The 15,907-nt window shown below is 54.1% G+C and carries 14 protein-coding genes; 10 read left to right on the top strand and 4 right to left on the bottom strand.

The features are described 5' to 3' along the window. Window positions 1–111: 111 nt before the first annotated feature. Both degP and HV355_RS17745 read left to right on the top strand, forming a co-directional pair. Entirely contained in the window at window positions 112–1,548 is a 1,437-nt protein-coding gene (gene degP / locus HV355_RS17750) for a serine endoprotease DegP (RefSeq protein WP_010426743.1), read from the top strand. Between the two features lie 146 nt (window positions 1,549–1,694). Continuing rightward, window positions 1,695–2,852, top strand: a complete 1,158-nt coding sequence (locus HV355_RS17745; protein ID WP_010426741.1) for a CdaR family transcriptional regulator — start codon at window positions 1,695–1,697, stop codon at window positions 2,850–2,852. A gap of 69 nt (window positions 2,853–2,921) precedes the next feature. Here the strand turns inward: HV355_RS17745 and HV355_RS17740 are convergent, their stop codons facing one another. The 4 genes from HV355_RS17740 to map form a co-directional block, all read right to left on the bottom strand. Beyond that, window positions 2,922–3,311: a DUF3461 family protein gene (locus HV355_RS17740; RefSeq protein WP_010426739.1), complete on the bottom strand. Its 390-nt coding sequence runs from the start codon at window positions 3,309–3,311 to the stop codon at window positions 2,922–2,924. Window positions 3,312–3,422: 111 nt separating this feature from the next. Then, window positions 3,423–4,247: a 2,3,4,5-tetrahydropyridine-2,6-dicarboxylate N-succinyltransferase gene (gene dapD / locus HV355_RS17735; RefSeq protein WP_008501915.1), complete on the bottom strand. Its 825-nt coding sequence runs from the start codon at window positions 4,245–4,247 to the stop codon at window positions 3,423–3,425. Window positions 4,248–4,279: 32 nt separating this feature from the next. After that, entirely contained in the window at window positions 4,280–6,955 is a 2,676-nt protein-coding gene (glnD, locus tag HV355_RS17730; protein WP_148400072.1) for a bifunctional uridylyltransferase/uridylyl-removing protein GlnD, read from the bottom strand. Between the two features lie 63 nt (window positions 6,956–7,018). Next, window positions 7,019–7,813 carry a type I methionyl aminopeptidase gene (map, locus tag HV355_RS17725; RefSeq protein WP_010426734.1) on the bottom strand — a complete coding sequence of 265 codons (795 nt, stop codon included), beginning with the start codon at window positions 7,811–7,813 and terminating at the stop codon, window positions 7,019–7,021. 321 nt (window positions 7,814–8,134) lie between these two features. Between map and rpsB the strand changes: the two genes are divergently transcribed. From rpsB to rseP, 8 genes are all read left to right on the top strand, one after another. Further along, window positions 8,135–8,860: a 30S ribosomal protein S2 gene (gene rpsB / locus HV355_RS17720; protein ID WP_003856207.1), complete on the top strand. Its 726-nt coding sequence runs from the start codon at window positions 8,135–8,137 to the stop codon at window positions 8,858–8,860. A 117-nt stretch (window positions 8,861–8,977) separates the two neighbouring features. Next, complete coding sequence (gene tsf / locus HV355_RS17715; protein WP_028015579.1) at window positions 8,978–9,829, top strand: translation elongation factor Ts; 852 nt, start codon at window positions 8,978–8,980, stop codon at window positions 9,827–9,829. Between the two features lie 149 nt (window positions 9,830–9,978). Continuing rightward, window positions 9,979–10,704 (top strand): UMP kinase, encoded by a 726-nt coding sequence (pyrH, locus tag HV355_RS17710; RefSeq protein WP_006173609.1) that lies wholly within the window; start codon window positions 9,979–9,981, stop codon window positions 10,702–10,704. Between the two features lie 167 nt (window positions 10,705–10,871). Further along, window positions 10,872–11,429: a ribosome recycling factor gene (gene frr, locus HV355_RS17705; RefSeq protein WP_006173607.1), complete on the top strand. Its 558-nt coding sequence runs from the start codon at window positions 10,872–10,874 to the stop codon at window positions 11,427–11,429. Between the two features lie 95 nt (window positions 11,430–11,524). Beyond that, a complete protein-coding gene (gene ispC, locus HV355_RS17700) occupies window positions 11,525–12,724 on the top strand; it encodes a 1-deoxy-D-xylulose-5-phosphate reductoisomerase (RefSeq protein ID WP_182402857.1) in 1,200 nt (399 codons plus the stop codon). A gap of 186 nt (window positions 12,725–12,910) precedes the next feature. Continuing rightward, entirely contained in the window at window positions 12,911–13,669 is a 759-nt protein-coding gene (ispU, locus tag HV355_RS17695; protein WP_089599138.1) for a (2E,6E)-farnesyl-diphosphate-specific ditrans,polycis-undecaprenyl-diphosphate synthase, read from the top strand. Between the two features lie 12 nt (window positions 13,670–13,681). Then, a complete protein-coding gene (gene cdsA, locus HV355_RS17690) occupies window positions 13,682–14,539 on the top strand; it encodes a phosphatidate cytidylyltransferase (protein WP_010426717.1) in 858 nt (285 codons plus the stop codon). A gap of 11 nt (window positions 14,540–14,550) precedes the next feature. Then, window positions 14,551–15,903 (top strand): sigma E protease regulator RseP, encoded by a 1,353-nt coding sequence (gene rseP / locus HV355_RS17685; RefSeq protein WP_042719072.1) that lies wholly within the window; start codon window positions 14,551–14,553, stop codon window positions 15,901–15,903. Window positions 15,904–15,907 lie beyond the last annotated feature (4 nt).

The raw sequence follows: 15,907 nt of genomic DNA, 5'->3' as shown, positions 1-15,907 counted from the left end.
ACCAATAAATTTTTACTTTTTCCATAAACTTAATCCCGGAACTAAGCGGTATAAAACGAATCTGAGTTACACAGCAATTTTGCGTTATCTGGTAAATCGAGATTGAGAAACATGAAAAAAACCACATTAGCAATGAGTGCACTGGCTCTGAGTTTAGGTTTAGCGCTGTCTCCTCTGACTGCTACTGCAGCCGAGACCGCGTCGTCGGCAGCAACCGCGCAGCAGATGCCAAGCCTGGCACCGATGCTCGAAAAAGTGATGCCATCGGTGGTGAGTATTAACGTTGAGGGCAGCACGACCGTCAATACGCCGCGTATGCCGCGTAACTTCCAGCAGTTCTTCGGCGACAACTCGCCGTTCTGCCAGGACGGTTCGCCATTCCAGAGTTCCCCGTTCTGTCAGGGCGGTGGGGCAGGAGATGACAGCCAGGGCGGCGGCCAGCAGCAGAAATTCATGGCGCTTGGCTCGGGTGTCATCATTGACGCCGCAAAAGGCTACGTGGTGACCAACAACCACGTTGTGGATAACGCCAGCACCATTAAAGTTCAGCTGAGCGACGGGCGTAAATTCGATGCCAAAGTCGTGGGTAAAGATCCGCGCTCCGACATCGCGCTGATCCAGATTCAGGATCCGAAAAACCTGACGGCGATTAAGCTTGCCGATTCCGACGCGCTGCGCGTGGGTGACTACACCGTGGCAATCGGTAACCCGTTTGGCCTGGGCGAAACCGTGACTTCAGGTATCGTCTCTGCGCTGGGTCGTAGCGGCCTGAACGCGGAAAACTACGAAAACTTTATCCAGACGGATGCGGCGATCAACCGCGGTAACTCCGGCGGTGCGCTGGTGAATCTGAACGGTGAACTGATCGGTATCAACACCGCCATTCTGGCACCGGACGGTGGCAACATCGGTATCGGCTTTGCTATCCCGAGCAACATGGTGAAAAACCTGACCGCGCAGATGGTGCAGTATGGCCAGGTGAAACGCGGTGAGCTGGGTATCCTCGGGACTGAGCTGAACTCCGAGCTGGCGAAAGCGATGAAGGTTGACGCCCAGCGTGGGGCATTCGTCAGCCAGGTGATGCCGAATTCCTCCGCGGCGAAGGCGGGCATTAAAGCGGGGGATGTGATCACTTCCCTGAACGGTAAGCCGATCAGCAGCTTTGCCGCCCTGCGTGCCGAAGTAGGCTCGATGCCGATTGGCAGCAAAGTCACCCTCGGCCTGCTGCGCGACGGTAAGCCGGTTAACGTGAGCCTGGAGCTGCAGCAGAGCAGCCAGAATCAGGTGGATTCCAGCACCATCTTCAGCGGGATTGAAGGTGCCGAGATGAGCAATAAAGGCGCAGATAAAGGCGTGGTGGTGAACAACGTGAAAGCGAATTCACCGGCAGCCCGTATCGGCCTGAAAAAAGGTGATGTGATCATGGGCGCTAACCAGCAGCCGGTGAAAAACATCGCTGAACTGCGCAAAATTCTCGACAGCAAGCCTTCCGTGCTGGCGCTGAATATCCAGCGTGGTGATACCTCGCTTTATCTGCTGATGCAGTAATCCTCTCAAGCCCCTGTTCGCAGGGGCTTTCTCGTTTCTGTGACTGTTACCACAACTCCATACTTCTCCCTCTCTCTTTGTGCATTCGCACAATGCAGCCGTCGCTGAACTTCCCTATGCTTGAGCTCTGCTCACAGGAGGGTTACATGGCTGGCTGGCATCTTGATACCAAAATGGCGCAGGATATCGTGGCGCGCACCATGCGCATCATTGATACCAATATCAACGTGATGGATGCTCGCGGGCGCATTATCGGCAGCGGCGATCGCGAGCGTATTGGGGAATTGCACGAAGGTGCATTGCTGGTGCTCTCCCAGGGCCGCGTGGTCGATATCGACGATGCGGTAGCGAAACACCTGCATGGCGTACGTCAGGGCATCAATTTGCCGCTGCGCCTTGAAGGTGAGATTGTGGGGGTAATCGGTCTGACCGGCGAGCCGGAGTCGCTGCGTAAATACGGCGAGCTGGTCTGTATGACGGCGGAGATGATGCTGGAGCAGTCGCGCCTGATGCACCTTCTCGCCCAGGACAGCCGCCTGCGCGAAGAGCTGGTCATGAACCTCATACAGGCGGATGAGCATACGCCTGCACTCAGCGAATGGGCGCAGCGGTTGGGGATCGATCTGAACCAGCCGCGCGTGGTGGCGGTGATTGAGGTCGATAGCGGCCAGCTTGGCGTGGACAGCGCCATGGCAGAGTTGCAGCAGCTGCAAAATGCGCTGGCGACGCCGGAACGCAATAACCTGGTGGCGATTGTGTCTCTGACTGAAATGGTGGTGCTTAAACCCGCGCTCAATCAGTTTGGCCGCTGGGATGCAGAAGACCATCGCCGCCGTGTGGATCAGCTGATTGCACGCATGCAGGAGAACGGCCAGCTGCGTTTTCGCGTTGCGCTGGGCAACTACTTCACCGGGCCGGGCAGTATCGCCCGCTCCTGGCGGACCGCACGCACCACCATGATGGTGGGTAAACAGCGTATGCCGGAAAGCCGCAGTTATTTCTATCAGGATTTGATGCTGCCGGTGCTGCTCGACAGCCTGCGCGGCGGCTGGCAGGCCAACGAGCTGGCGCGGCCATTAGTGCGCCTGAAAGCCATGGACAACAACGGCCTGCTGCGCCGCACATTGCAGGCCTGGTTCCGTCACAACGTGCAGCCGCTGGCGACCTCGAAGGCGCTGTTTATTCACCGCAATACCCTGGAGTATCGGTTAAACCGGATTTCGGAGCTGACGGGGCTGGATCTGGGGAATTTTGACGACAGGCTGCTGCTGTATGTGGCGCTGCAGCTGGACGAACAGAGATGATGGTGTGTACGGTTTTCACCCTCTCCCTGTGGGAGAGGGCCGGGGTGAGGGCATCAGGCCGCACCCAACTTATTTGTTGCGAGTTAATTTCTCAAGATCTGCTTCAATCTCGCTGATCTTATTCGTCACAACGCTTTCAAGGTGACGCAGATCGTCAAGGATCTTACGCTTGAGATCAACTTCAGTGCGGTCGCGCTGGCAGATCTGATCGAGTTCATCGATCACATAGCGCAGGTTAGGGCTGATTTCCTGTACTTCTTTGTAACCCTGACCGATGCCGTCAGCCACCACGGTTTTGCGCTGGCGTGGATATTTAAACTTCACGCTTTTGGCGAAAAACTCACCTTTGTCCTTGTGAAAATAGATTTTAAGAATATCGTTATTGGCTTCCTGACGGAGGCTGTAACGATCAATTTCATCAGGATTGGTAATGCCCAGACTTTTCAGATTATCGTACATAGCGGTACCCTTGATCTCAACATAACCTTTGAATAATTAACGAAAAAATCTATTTTCGCCACCCTCAGATACAAAAAAAGCGGGGTTGCCCCCGCTTTTTGTTATACCCGATTAATCGATGGTGCGCAGCAACTCGTTGATGCCCACTTTACCGCGGGTTTTCGCATCCACTTTCTTCACGATAACCGCGCAGTACAGGCTGTATTTACCGTCTTTAGACGGCAGGTTGCCGGAAACCACCACAGAACCCGCTGGAACGCGACCGTAGTGAACTTCACCGGTTTCGCGGTCATAAATACGGGTGCTCTGGCCGATGTAAACGCCCATGGAGATCACGGAGCCTTCTTCCACAATCACGCCTTCAACCACTTCGGAACGTGCGCCGATGAAGCAGTTGTCTTCGATGATGGTTGGGTTAGCCTGCAGCGGTTCCAGTACGCCACCGATGCCGACGCCGCCGGACAGGTGAACGTTTTTACCGATTTGCGCGCAAGAGCCGACTGTCGCCCAGGTGTCCACCATGGTGCCTTCGTCAACGTAAGCACCGATGTTCACGTAAGATGGCATCAGCACGGTATTGCGTGCGATGAACGCGCCCTGACGCACTGCCGCAGGTGGTACCACGCGGAAGCCTTCTTTCTGGAAGCGCGCTTCGTCGTAGTCAGCGAATTTCATTGGCACTTTATCGAAGTAGCGGCTTTCTGCTCCGTCGATAACCTGGTTATCGTTGATACGGAAAGAGAGCAGCACGGCTTTCTTCAGCCATTGATGAGTGACCCACTGACCGTCGATTTTTTCTGCCACGCGTAATGCGCCGGAATCCAGCAGGGAAATAACCTGGTTTACCGCTTCACGGGTCACGGTATCCACATTTGCCGGGGTGATCTCGGCGCGACGCTCAAAAGCGGACTCAATAACGTTCTGTAACTGCTGCATTGTTTACTCTTTCCATTTCACTAAAAAACACGTCACCCTTTATCGTTTGGATTGAGGGCTGCTGTCAACCGTTGTTGCACTTCAAGCTGTAGGTCATTATTAAGGGCACGCCGGTCCGCTGTGGCGATTATAAATAAATCTTCTACTCGCTCGCCAATGGTTGTAATTCGGGCCCCGTGAAGCGAAATTCCCAGATCGGCAAAAACCTGGCCGACGCGAGCAAGCAGCCCTGGCTGGTCGAGCGCGATCAGCTCCAGGAACGATTTACGGTCGGTGTGGGTCGGCAGGAAATTGACCTCGGTATCGACGGTAAAATGACGCAATTTTGCAGGCTGGCGACGCGGCTGCGGCGGTTGCCAGCTGCGCTGGGTAATGGCCTGCTCCAGACCAAAACGAATCCCTTCATGCCTGTCCGACGACAGCGGGCTGCCGTCCGGCTCCAGCACAATAAAGGTGTCCATTGCCATGCCGTCGCGGGTGGTGAAAATCTGCGCGTCATGAACGCTCAGATTACGCCTGTCCAGTTCGGCGCAGACGGCGGCAAACAGATAGGGTCGGTCCGGGCTCCAGATGAAGATCTCCGTGCCCCCGCGCGTGGCCTGCGGGCTGAGCAGGATCATCGGCTTCGACAAATCGTGCTTCAGCAGATGCCGCGCGTGCCAGGCAAGCTGGTTTGGGCTGTGGCGCACAAAGTAGTTGGCGCGACAGCGCGCCCAGATCTGATGCAGCGCCTCTTCATCAATATTATCCATCCGCAGCAGCGCCAGCGCCTGCAGCTGATGGTGGCGCACGCGCTCGCGCATGTCCGGGGTGCTTTGCATACCACGACGCAGCTGTTTTTCGGTAGCGAAGTACAGTTCGCGCAGCAGGCTCTGCTTCCAGCTGTTCCACAGGGTTTCGTTGGTGGCGCAAATATCCGCCACCGTCAGGCAGACCAGATAGCGCAGGCGGTTTTCCGTTTGCACCTCTTCGGCGAATTGCTTAATGACTTCAGGATCCTGAATGTCACGTCGCTGTGCGGTAACCGACATCAGCAGGTGATGACGGACCAGCCAGGCCACCAGCTGCGTTTCGCGTGAGTTCAGCCCATGCAGCTCAGCAAATTTCAGCACGTCCTGCGCCCCCAGCACCGAGTGGTCGCCGCCGCGACCTTTGGCGATATCGTGGAACAGGGCGGCGATCAGGATCAGTTCAGGATGGGAGAGGCGTGGCCACAGTTCAACGCACAGCGGGTGGCGGGATCGCGTCTCTTCTTTCGCAAAGCTTTCCAGCTTAAGCATGACGCGGATGGTGTGTTCATCCACGGTGTAAGCGTGGAAAAGATCGAACTGCATCTGACCAACAATATGCGACCACTGGGGCATATACGCCCACAGCACGCTGTGGCGGTGCATCGGCAGTAGGCCGCGGCTGACGGCGCCCGGGTGGCGCAGCATGCTCAGGAACAGGGCGCGTGCTTCCGGGATATAGCACAAAGGCTGAGTCAGATGACGGCGCGCATGGCGCAGATGACGCAGGGTGGTGGAGTAGATCCCGGTGATGGTGCTGTTGCGCACCATGGTATAGAACATCCGCAGAATCGCTTCCGGCTCGCGGATGAACAGCGTTTCGTCGCGCAGATCGATAAGCGTCCCGCGCAGCTGGAACTCATCATCAATCGGGCGCGGTTTCTCGTCTGCCGTCAGGGCCAGAATGGCCTCGTCGAACAGCTGCAGCAGCATCTGGTTCAGCTCGGTCACCCGGCGGGTGACGCGGAAGAAATCCTTCATCATGTGCTCAACCGGCTCGTTGCCTTCACCCTGGTAATTCAGGCGCTGAGCCACGCTGAGCTGGCGATCAAACAGCAGGCGGTTATCGTAGCGGGTGACTTCCAGATGCAGGGCAAACCGGATGCGCCACAGCAGGTGCAGGCACTCGTTTAGCTCGTTACGCTCGGCCTCGGTGAGGAAGCCGAAGCCGACCATCTCATCCATTGACGTCGCGCCAAAGTGGCGACGGGCGACCCACTGCAGGGTATGAATGTCGCGCAGGCCGCCGGGGCTGCTTTTAATATCGGGTTCAAGATTATAGCTGGTGCCGTGGTAACGCTGGTGGCGCTGGTTTTGCTCCTCGACCTTCGCGGCGAAGAACTTTTCTGACGGCCAGAAACCGTCGCTAAAGATGTGTTTTTGTAGCTCCAGGAACAGCGCGACGTCACCAATCAGCAGGCGGGTTTCAATCAGGTTGGTGGCGACGGTCAGGTCAGATAGCCCCTCCAGCAGACACTCTTCCAGGGTGCGCACGCTGTGGCCCACTTCCAGCTTCACGTCCCAGAGCAGGGTCAGCAGTTCGCCAATTTTTTGCGCCTGTTCGTCCGGCAGCTTTTTGCGGCTTAAGATCAGCAGGTCGATATCGGAAAGCGGATGCAGTTCACCGCGACCATAGCCCCCGACGGCAACCAGCGCGACGTCGCTAATCTGCCCGAAGCCGTAATCGATCCACAGGCGTTGCAGCAGTTGGTCGATAAACTCGGTGCGTGCTTCGATGAGCTGCTCGGCGGAAATGCCTGCGTCAAACGCGCTACTGAGCCAGCGCTGGAAGACATCCATATGTGCTTTGATATCGGCACACTTCAGCTCATGCGGCGGCCAGACGCCCGGGTTGTCGGGCTGGTCGGGAAGGGTGGGAAGGGCTGTGTTAGCATACTGTTCGGGTAAAAGATTACTCATCGTGCGCCACCCATAAGAAAAAGCTATCGCCATTAAAAAAGCCGGCATTCGCCGGCTCTTTTATCACTCAATGTTCGTCAGTATCGCCGGGATGGTGTCATCCTTGCGCAACGTCATAATTTCGCAGCCGTTGTCTGTTACCACAATAGTATGCTCGTACTGTGCAGACAAGCTTCTGTCTTTGGTTTTCACCGTCCAGCCGTCTTTCATGGTGCGGATGCGGTAATCGCCAGAGTTGACCATTGGCTCAATGGTGAAGGTCATGCCTTTCTGCAGCACCACGCCGCCGTCATCCGCATCGTAGTGCAGAACCTGCGGCTCTTCGTGGAAGACGCGACCAATGCCGTGCCCGCAGTACTCGCGCACCACGGAGAAACCTTCCGCTTCCACGAACTTCTGGATAGCCGCACCGATAGTGCGCAGACGGATGCCTGGTTTCACCATCTTCAGTGCCAGGTAGAGGCTCTCTTGCGTCACTTTACACAGGCGCTCGCCGAGGATGGTCGGTTTGCCTACGATGAACATCTTAGAGGTGTCGCCGTGGTATTCGTCTTTAATGACGGTCACGTCGATGTTAACGATGTCGCCATCTTTCAGCAGTTTTGCGTCGTCCGGAATACCGTGACAAACCACTTCATTTATAGAGATGCACACGGATTTTGGAAAACCGTGGTAGCCGAGGCAGGCGGAGACCGCGTGCTGCTCGTTGACGATGTAGTCATTACAGATGCGATCCAGCTCGCCAGTGCTGACGCCCGGCTTCACGAACGGCTCGATCATTTCCAGCACTTCAGCGGCCAGACGACCGGCGACGCGCATCTTTTCAATTTCTTCAGGAGTCTTAATAGAGATAGCCATGTAATCTGTCCATCGGTGTCGATTTTTTCGACAATACTAGTTCAAGTGTCGTCAATGGTAACAGTCTGGCGCACCCACTGCCAAATTGAGAATCATTAACAGCACACACCGTCAACAATTATTGGTTTCTGGCCGTGTTTTGTGGTATAAAGCGCGCCGGACTTCCGATCCATTTCAGATACACAGGCTGGACGGAAGCGACAAATCTCACTTTGTGTAACAACACACACGTATCGGCACATATTCCGGGGTGCCCTTTGGGGTCGGTAATATGGGATACGTGGAGGCATAACCCCAACTTTTACTATAGAGGTTTTAAACATGGCAACTGTTTCCATGCGCGACATGCTCAAGGCTGGTGTTCACTTTGGTCACCAGACCCGTTACTGGAACCCGAAAATGAAGCCTTTCATCTTCGGCGCACGTAACAAAGTTCACATCATCAACCTTGAGAAAACTGTACCAATGTTCAACGAAGCCCTGGCTGAGCTGAACAAGATCTCTTCCCGTAAAGGTAAGATTCTGTTCGTTGGTACTAAGCGCGCTGCAAGCGAAGCTGTGAAAGATGCTGCTAACAGCTGCGACCAGTTCTTCGTGAACCATCGCTGGTTGGGCGGCATGCTGACCAACTGGAAAACTGTTCGTCAGTCCATCAAACGCCTGAAAGATCTGGAAACCCAGTCTCAGGACGGTACTTTCGATAAGCTGACTAAGAAAGAAGCGCTGATGCGTACTCGTGAACTGGACAAGCTGGAAAACAGCCTGGGCGGTATCAAAGATATGGGCGGCCTGCCAGACGCGCTGTTCGTAATCGATGCAGACCACGAGCACATCGCAATCAAAGAAGCTAACAACCTGGGTATCCCGGTATTCGCTATCGTTGATACCAACTCCGATCCGGACGGTGTTGACTTCGTTATCCCGGGTAACGACGACGCAATCCGTGCTGTTAGCCTGTACCTGAGCGCTGTAGCTGCTACCGTTCGTGAAGGCCGTTCCCAGGATCTGGCTTCTCAGGCGGAAGAAAGCTTCGTAGAAGCTGAATAATAAGGTTTTACCCCTTATTAGTACCGTGTATGAATAGGGGCCAATTATCGGCCCCTTTTTTCAATTTATACTGTTTGGCTTATGGCCGGGCAGTTCACATCTCCCGAGGATTTAAGAATGGCTGAAATTACCGCATCCCTGGTAAAAGAGCTGCGCGAGCGTACTGGCGCAGGCATGATGGATTGCAAAAAAGCGCTGACTGAAGCGAACGGCGACATTGAGCTGGCAATCGAAAACATGCGTAAATCCGGTGCGATCAAAGCAGCTAAGAAAGCAGGCAACGTTGCTGCTGACGGCGTGATCATCACTAAAATCGACGGCACCTACGGTATCATTCTGGAAGTTAACTGCCAGACTGACTTCGTTGCTAAAGATGGCGGTTTCCAGGCATTTGCGAACAAAGTACTGGACGCAGCTGTTGCTGGCAAAATCACTGACGTTGAAGTTCTGAAAGCACAGTTCGAAGAAGAACGTGTTGCGCTGGTTGCTAAAATCGGTGAGAACATCAACATCCGTCGCGTATCTTCCCTGGAAGGCGAAGTACTGGGTTCTTACCAGCACGGCGCACGTATCGGTGTTCTGGTTGCGGCTAAAGGCGCTGATGAAGAGCTGGTTAAACAGCTGGCAATGCACATCGCTGCAAGCAAGCCAGAATTCGTTAAGCCAGAAGACGTGTCTGCTGAAGTGGTAGAGAAAGAGTACCAGGTTCAGCTGGACATCGCGATGCAGTCTGGTAAGCCTAAAGAAATCGCAGAGAAAATGGTTGAAGGCCGCATGAAGAAATTCACCGGCGAAGTTTCTCTGACTGGCCAGCCTTTCGTTATGGATCCAAGCAAGTCTGTTGCTCAGCTGCTGAAAGAGCACAACGCTGACGTAACTGGCTTCATCCGCTTCGAAGTGGGCGAAGGCATCGAGAAAGTTGAGACTGACTTCGCAGCAGAAGTTGCTGCAATGTCCAAGCAGTCTTAATGATTGAAAAGGAGCCGCCTGAGGGCGGCTTCTTTTTGTCACCCGTCATACAAAATCAGACAGGTTACTGTATCCCTGCGCTGGTTTGCGGCATAACATGTCGCCAGAATTAACCCCATCTTAATCGTTGACAGTCTCAGGAAAGAAACATGGCTACCAATGCAAAACCCGTGTACAAACGCATTCTGCTTAAGCTGAGTGGCGAAGCGCTGCAGGGAACGGAAGGCTTCGGTATTGACGCAAGCATCCTTGACCGCATGGCACAGGAAATCAAAGAACTGGTCGAACTGGGTATTCAGGTTGGCGTGGTCATTGGCGGTGGCAACCTTTTCCGTGGTGCTGGTCTGGCGAAAGCGGGGATGAACCGCGTTGTGGGCGACCACATGGGTATGCTGGCAACCGTGATGAATGGCCTGGCCATGCGTGATGCGCTCCATCGCGCCTATGTGAACGCCCGCCTGATGTCCGCTATTCCTCTGAACGGCGTGTGCGATAACTACAGCTGGGCAGAAGCCATCAGCCTGCTGCGCAACAACCGCGTGGTGATCCTCTCCGCCGGTACGGGTAACCCGTTCTTTACCACCGATTCCGCTGCCTGCCTGCGCGGTATCGAAATCGAAGCCGATGTGGTGCTGAAAGCGACCAAAGTGGATGGCGTGTTTACTGCCGATCCGGCAAAAGATCCGTCTGCGACCATGTACGATCAGCTGAGCTACAGCGAAGTGCTGGATAAAGAGCTGAAAGTAATGGATCTTGCCGCCTTCACGCTGGCTCGTGACCACAAACTGCCGATCCGTGTCTTCAACATGAACAAGCCGGGCGCACTGCGCCGCGTTGTAATGGGCGAAAAAGAAGGCACTTTGATCACGGAATAATTTCCGTCGGCGATAAATACAGGTAAGATTCCGCTTTACTTTGTAGTGGTATCTTACCCGGACGCGCCTTTGGCGTTGTCATGAATTAAACGCGACTATACTTAGCACACCTGTAGCGCTGTGCTGGCGGTTAGTCTGCCTGAGACAAGTTTTCAAGGATCCGTAACGTGATTAACGACATCAGAAAAGATGCTGAAGTACGCATGGATAAATGCGTAGAAGCGTTCAAAAACCAAATCAGCAAAATCCGTACTGGCCGTGCTTCTCCAAGCCTGCTGGATGGCATCATCGTAGAATACTACGGTACGCCAACTCCACTGCGTCAGCTGGCGAGCGTTACCGTAGAAGATACCCGTACGCTGAAAATCAACGTATTCGATCGTTCAATGAGCCCGGCTATTGAGAAAGCGATCATGGCGTCTGACCTCGGTCTGAACCCAAGCTCTGCGGGTGCTGACATCCGCGTTCCGCTGCCTGCGCTGACCGAAGAACGTCGTAAAGACCTGATCAAAGTGGTGCGCGGTGAAGCTGAGCAAGGTCGTGTTTCCGTACGTAACGTACGTCGCGACGCGAACGATAAAGTAAAAGCGCTGCTGAAAGAAAAAGAGATCAGCGAAGATGATGACCGTCGTTCCCAGGATGACGTGCAGAAGATGACCGACGCGGCTATCAAGAAAATTGATGCGGCGCTGGCAGATAAAGAAGCGGAACTGATGCAGTTCTGATTTCTGTCGTACACTGATAAACGCCGTTCAGGGGACGTTGTGTCTTACTGGCGGCGTTTTGCTTTTATCTGGTCTAACTTTTTTCCGGGCATCTCATGAAGCATTTAACACTCCTTGGCTCAACCGGCTCTATCGGTTGCAGCACTCTTGACGTGGTTCGCCATAATCCTGAAAGCTACACCGTGACCGCCCTTGTGGCCGGTAAAAACGTGCAGCGCATGGTGGAGCAGTGTCTGGAGTTTACGCCCCGCTTTGCGGTGATGGATGACGAAGAGAGTGCTCGCCAGGTGAAAGCGCAGCTGCAGGAAAAGGGCAGCCGCACCGAGGTGCTCAGCGGTCAGCAGGCGGCATGCGAGATGGCGGCGCTGGATGAGGTCGATCAGGTGATGGCCGCCATCGTTGGTGCGGCTGGGCTCCTGCCGACGCTTGCCGCTATTGATGCCGGTAAAGATGTTCTGCTGGCGAATAAAGAGTCGCTGGTGACCTGCGGACGCCTGTTTATGGAGGCGGTCAAGCAGCGCGGAGCACGTCTTTTACCGGTTGATAGTGAACACAACGCCATTTTTCAGAGTTTGCCGCAACCTTTTCAACAGAACCTGGGGTACGCTGACCTGGAGCAGAATGGCGTCGTGTCGATTCTGCTCACCGGGTCTGGTGGCCCGTTCCGTGAAACGCCACTGTCAGAACTGAGCGCAATGACGCCGGATCAGGCGTGCCGTCATCCGAACTGGTCGATGGGTCGTAAGATCTCCGTTGATTCAGCCACCATGATGAATAAAGGTCTGGAATACATTGAAGCGCGCTGGCTGTTTAATGCGTCAGCGAAACAGATGGAAGTGCTGATCCACCCGCAATCGGTGATTCACTCTATGGTGCGCTATCAGGATGGCAGCGTGCTTGCTCAGTTGGGCGAACCGGATATGCGCACGCCTATTGCTCACGCCATGGCGTGGCCAAACCGTGTGATATCCGGGGCAAAACCGCTCGATTTCTGCAAGCTGAGTTCACTGACCTTTAGCGAGCCTGATTACGACCGTTACCCGTGCCTTAAGCTCGCGATGACGGCCTTTGACCAAGGGCAGGCGGCGACGACGGCACTGAATGCAGCGAATGAAGAGACCGTTGAGGCATTTCTGAATCAGCAGATCCGCTTTACCGATATCGCAGCAATGAATCTTTCAGTGCTTGAATTGATGGATTTGCGCGAGCCACAAAGCGTGGAAGAGGTGCTGGCGGTCGATGCAGAGGCTCGCATTGTTGCGCGTAAACTGGTGACACGTCTCGCAAGCTGGTGATAAAGCAGCCACTAGTCGTCGTGCTATTTGTTAGCGTTGTGCTTCAGTGATATAGTCTGCGCCACCTGATCGCAGGTATTTGACTTTATGTGGTCAGGTAAGCCGTGGTTTGACACGGCTTTTTTATGTATAGGCTTCAGTATTCCTGTGTACCGTTAAATCCTTTTCAGGGACTAAAAACGCGTTATGTTGTCTGCGAATCAACCAATGAGCGAAAACTTGCCAGCGCATGGCTGTCGTCATGTAGCAATCATCATGGATGGCAACGGCCGCTGGGCGAAAAGACAAGGGAAGATACGAGCCTTTGGGCATAAAGCGGGGGCGAAGTCCGTTCGCCGCGCCGTTTCTTTTGCCGCCAATAACGGCATTGATGCGTTAACGCTCTATGCTTTTAGCAGTGAGAACTGGAATCGACCACCGCAGGAAGTGACTGCGTTGATGGAACTGTTTGTGTGGGCGCTCGATAGCGAAGTAAAAAGCCTGCACCGCCACAACGTCCGCCTGCGTATTATTGGCGAAACCAGTCGTTTTAACTCACGTTTGCAGGAACGGATTCGCAAAGCAGAAGCGCTGACGGAAAATAATACCGGCCTGACGCTCAATATCGCGGCGAATTACGGCGGACGCTGGGATATTATTCAGGGCGTTCGGCATCTTGCCGAGCAGGTTCAGGAAGGGCTGTTGAGACCCGACCAAATTGATGAAGAGGCGCTCAGTCGGCAAATCTGCATGAATGAACTGGCGCCTGTGGATTTGGTAATAAGGACAGGGGGAGAACACCGCATAAGTAACTTTTTGCTTTGGCAAATCGCCTACGCCGAACTTTACTTTACTGATGTTCTTTGGCCCGATTTTGATGAACAAGACTTTGAAGGTGCGCTGCATGCCTTTGCCAATCGAGAGCGTCGTTTCGGCGGCACCGAGCCTGGTGGCGACAAAGCCTGATGGGGGTAGCTTTTGCTGAAGTATCGCCTGATTTCCGCTTTTGTATTAATACCCATTGTCATTGCGGCGCTGTTTTTACTGCCCCCAGTGGGATTCGCGATTGTTACGCTGGTGGTGTGCATGCTTGCCGCCTGGGAATGGGGACAGTTTAGCGGCTTTACCTCGCGCACACAGCGGGTATGGCTGGCGGTGCTTTGTGGCTTTATCCTGGCCCTGATGCTGTTCACGTTGCCTGAATATCATCACGATATTCACCAACCGCTGGTTGCCGGATCCTTATGGATATCGCTGGCATGGTGGGTTGCTGCGCTTGTATTGGTGCTTTTTTATCCAGGCTCTGCGGCGCTGTGGCGAAATTCTAAAGTGTTGCGCCTTATTTTTGGTCTGCTCACAATTGTTCCATTTTTCTGGGGTATGGTCGCGCTGCGCGCCTGGCACTATGACGAAAACCACTATAGCGGTGCCCTCTGGCTGCTTTATGTGATGATTCTCGTCTGGGGGGCTGACTCTGGAGCCTATATGTTTGGTAAACTGTTCGGCAAACATAAACTGGCGCCGAAGGTTTCCCCAGGTAAAACCTGGCAAGGATTCATCGGCGGCCTATTTACGGCGGCGATCATCTCCTGGGGTTATGGCCTCTGGGCGAATCTGGAGGTTGCACCGTCAACATTGCTGGTGTGCTCAATTTTCGCTGCGCTGGCCTCGGTACTGGGTGATCTCACCGAAAGTATGTTCAAGCGTGAAGCAGGGATTAAAGACAGTGGTCACTTGATTCCAGGCCATGGCGGGATACTGGATCGTATTGACAGCCTGACGGCGGCTGTTCCAGTGTTTGCTTGCTTGCTTTTACTGGTATTCGGGACGATTTAACGGAAGGTTTTATGCTGAGCATTCTCTGGAATCTGGCGGCGTTCATTGTTGCACTGGGTGTACTGATTACCGTGCATGAATTTGGCCATTTCTGGGTTGCTCGACGCTGTGGCGTGCGGGTGGAGAGATTCTCCATCGGGTTTGGTAAATCGCTCTGGAAGCGTACCGATCGCCATGGCACCGAGTTTGTCATCGCCCTTATTCCGCTGGGTGGCTACGTTAAAATGCTCGACGAGCGCGTCGAGCCTGTTGCGCCAGAACTGAGACACAGCGCGTTTAACAACAAAACCGTTGGGCAACGTGCTGCCATCATTGCTGCCGGTCCGGTAGCCAATTTCATCTTTGCTATCTTCGCTTACTGGCTGGTGTTTATCATCGGTGTCCCTGGCGTGCGTCCGGTTGTCGGTGAAATTGCCCCTGGCTCTATCGCAGCGAGTGGGCAAATTGCACCTGGGATGGAACTTAAAGCGATTGATGGCATCGAAACCCCTGATTGGGATGCCGTGCGATTGCAGCTGGTTGCGAAAATTGGTGATGAGAAGACGACTGTCAGCGTGTCGCCTTTTGGATCAGACCAGCGGCAGGAAAAAGTGCTGGATTTACGCCACTGGAGTTTCGAACCCGACAAAGAAGATCCCGTTTCCGCTCTGGGGATTCGGCCGCGCAGCGCGCAAATCGAACCGGTATTAGCCGAAGTACAGGCTAACTCCGCAGCGAGTAAAGCGGGTTTGCAAGCGGGCGACAGGATCGTTAAAGTCGATGGTCAACCATTAACACAATGGATGACCTTTGTTACTCTGGTACGCGATAATCCGGGTACATCGCTCGCGCTGGAAGTGGAAAGACAGGGGAGTCCGCTCTCACTGACGCTGATTCCGGATACCAAATCGAGCAGCGGAAAGGCAGAAGGGTTTGCAGGCGTTGTGCCGAAAGTGATCCCACTGCCAGATGAGTACAAGACAATACGCCAGTATGGGCCGTTCAGCGCCATCCTTGAAGCCACGGATAAAACATGGCAACTGATGAAGCTGACGGTAAACATGTTGGGGAAATTGATAACCGGTGATGTGAAACTGAACAACCTCAGTGGGCCTATTTCGATTGCTCAGGGGGCTGGGATGTCAGCGGAGTTCGGGGTGATTTACTATCTCATGTTTCTCGCGCTCATTAGCGTGAACCTCGGGATAATCAACCTGTTCCCGCTTCCCGTATTAGACGGGGGCCATCTGCTGTTTTTAGCCATTGAAAAGCTAAAAGGCGGACCGGTATCCGAGCGAGTTCAAGACTTTAGTTATCGCATTGGCTCGATTTTGCTGGTGCTGTTAATGGGGCTTGCACTTTTCAATGATTTCTCTCGGTTGTAAGAGA

It is taken from the genome of Enterobacter sp. RHBSTW-01064 (genome assembly GCF_014103035.1).
In the GTDB taxonomy this organism is placed as follows: Bacteria; Pseudomonadota; Gammaproteobacteria; order Enterobacterales; family Enterobacteriaceae; genus Enterobacter; species Enterobacter mori.
The sequence above is the reverse complement of the archived record's forward strand: the minus strand, read 5'-3'. Positions and strand labels throughout refer to the sequence as shown.